A 2,065-nucleotide genomic window follows, 5' to 3' on the forward strand; every position below is an offset into this window, starting at 1 on the left:
TGTGTATAAGAGACAGCCAGCGGAATCCGCCGGCCCTCATCCGCGGGCAGGAGCCCAAGCTTCTGCATGATCTGGGCGGGTGTTGCCGGATAGATCGCAAGACGGGCCTTGACCGCGGCGCGCGTCGCATCGTCGACCTGGTCGATCAGCCGCGAGGCGAGCTCGACGAATTGCCGCTCCTCGTCGCCGCTATGGCTCTTCGCCTGCACATAAAGGTCGGTCAGCACGCGCAGGAGCGTGGGGCGAATATCGACGCCTTCGCGACGGGAGAGGGTGATGAGCCCGTCGAATGCTGGAAATAGCGGCTTGGTCATGAGGCGTACGCAACTCGAGAAAAATCGTCCGCGTCAGCCTATCGCGGGTTGTTTTAAAGGCTCGTTAAGGAAAACGAGGTGTGAACCGGTGCTGCAGTTTCAGCAGTTGTCGTGCCGCAACGGGACGGCGCGTCTGACCCGTGCGGTTACGGTCCGGCCGGCACGTTTACACCCCGTTAACCATGTGCTGATCTTAATGGCACCCATGTTGTGAGGACCGTTCGGTCGCGCGGCAATAGAAGAGAGCTGACATGGGGACCATCATTGAATTTCCGGCCGATCGCCGGCTGGGCTCATCAGGGGATGTCGCTCCGCTCGCAGAGATGGGGACGGTGTTGATCCTTCCCGTGATCCGCATCGAGCGTGAATCGGACGAGACCACCGGCGGTCGTGGGCCGGAAGAGGGCACTGCGCCGGGGCGCCGCCGCCGGCGTCGCTAATCATCCGGCTGTCGTGCAATGCCGGACCCACACCACAAGATCCGGTGTTTCGCGTCGGCCCTGCTGCTCGCGCTGACCGGCGCGACGCTCGGCGCCTGTAGCGGCGGCGATTTCGGCCGCACCCGCGAAGACATGCGCAGCGACGACATGCACCGTTGGCTGGGTGCCGAGGTGACGGGCAGCCTTGGTCTCAAGGCTTCGCAATTCCAGCTCACCGACGAGGAGCGCCAGCTTCGCGACCTCGCCTATCCCATGATCGAGCCGCCGTTGTCCCGTCCCGCCTGGAAGAGCGTGTTCGGCGACTACAAGGCGCTGCCCTCGCCCTGGCAGCAGAAGGTGGTGTTCGACCGCACCATGTACGGCCGCACCCTGATCGACGAGCCACACCGCTCGCATTCCTCGCGCTATGCGCAGCTCATCGATGACGTGCGCAATGACATCACGCGTTTCGAGCCGTTCTTCGCCAGTGCGATCCGCGTCATCGATCTCGACAAGAAGCGCAATGCCAGCATGGCGCGCGTCTCCGAACTGTCGCCAAGAGAGAAGGCGGACGCGGTCGCGCGCATGCAGGAGAACTCGCTGATCGTCCAGTGGGTGCAGCAATGCCTGGAGCAGCGCGTCTCGTCCTATCGCTGGGCGCTGGAGCGGCTGGTGATCCAGGCGCCCGACGGCATGGCGGCGGATGCCGACCGCCTGATCGGCGAGCTCGCCGCGCAGACCGCCAATCCGCCGGTCGCCGCCCAGCCGCCCTACGGCCGCGCAGTGGCCGTGCGCGGCTGACCAGGTCGTGCACCGTGATCGGGGTGCTGGGTCAAGCCTGATGTCTGCTTATCCGCCAATAGCGGTACGATAGCGGACATCGCCGGAGGTCACAGAAAGGCCATAGGCAGAAGTCGGCATTGGTGTCGCAGAAGGCCCGGCTGTCGACGCAAACCGGCTCATTCTGAAAACGCCTAAGAGGCGCAATCTGAGATTTGTGGGCCACCTTAGAGCTACCGCTTCGCCTCACAATAAAGTGCGGTTTACGTCTCCCTAATTCTAGACCTCCGCACTGGAATACCGGATAATGACCGCGGACCTCACGGGCTGCCGTGGAAATGCGCTGCCAGGCCAAATCTTGCAGACAAGGCCCCTCCATATGAAGCCGACGGGTTTCTACGGTCAGAATGCCAGGCAGTACTTCGACCTCGAGCATGAACCGCTGTCGTTGATTACGCGTTCGCTGCGCAACGCCGATATCGCCGTCACTGAAGTCCGGGATGATGCCCCGACGCGGAGTCTTTCCGGCGGGATGGTCCTTGAGGATTCCTA

2 protein-coding genes and 2 pseudogenes are annotated in these 2,065 nt (G+C 63.1%); 3 read left to right on the forward strand and 1 reads right to left on the reverse strand.

From position 1 onward, the window contains the following. Positions 1–314: pseudogene (locus Q2941_RS51415) on the reverse strand (DUF2336 domain-containing protein); the annotation flags it as partial. A gap of 251 nt (positions 315–565) precedes the next feature. On the opposite strand from Q2941_RS51415, the gene Q2941_RS51420 reads away from it, so the two are divergent. The 3 genes and pseudogenes from Q2941_RS51420 to Q2941_RS51430 form a co-directional block, all read left to right on the forward strand. Next, a complete protein-coding gene (locus Q2941_RS51420) occupies positions 566–754 on the forward strand; it encodes a hypothetical protein (RefSeq protein ID WP_027528126.1) in 189 nt (62 codons plus the stop codon). A gap of 18 nt (positions 755–772) precedes the next feature. After that, a complete protein-coding gene (locus Q2941_RS51425; RefSeq protein WP_027528125.1) occupies positions 773–1,534 on the forward strand; it encodes a hypothetical protein in 762 nt (253 codons plus the stop codon). Between the two features lie 286 nt (positions 1,535–1,820). Beyond that, positions 1,821–2,065 (forward strand): annotated as a pseudogene (locus tag Q2941_RS51430) (hypothetical protein); the annotation flags it as partial.

This window comes from Bradyrhizobium sp. UFLA05-153, from assembly GCF_054185185.1.